1 protein-coding gene is annotated in these 258 nt (G+C 66.3%); it reads right to left on the bottom strand.

Annotated elements, in window-relative coordinates:
• Window positions 1–258 (bottom strand): YDG domain-containing protein (locus K0F86_RS27215; RefSeq protein WP_219137219.1); only part of this gene is annotated, 258 nt, incomplete at both ends.

Genomic DNA, 258 nt, shown 5'->3' with positions numbered 1-258 from the left:
GTGATGGTCGCCTTGGCGATATCGCCCGTGCCGGTGGCCGTGTTGCTGGCCAGGGTGTAATTGCCCGCATCCGCGCCACCGAGTGCGATGCCGCTGACGTTGACCGTTTTACCGGTGCCGGCGTTCTTGTCGCTGAACGCGGCCTTGGTGGCGGTAAACGTCAGGCTGTCGCCGCCGAACATGCCGTTGTAGGTGGCGCCGGCGTTCAAGATGGCCGCGTCCGTGCCGTCATACGTCTTGCCGGCGGCCGTGATGCCG

Source organism: Janthinobacterium sp. UMAB-60 (assembly GCF_900095235.1).
Classification (GTDB): Bacteria; Pseudomonadota; Gammaproteobacteria; order Burkholderiales; family Burkholderiaceae_D; genus Janthinobacterium.
The sequence above is the reverse complement of the archived record's forward strand: the minus strand, read 5'-3'. Positions and strand labels throughout refer to the sequence as shown.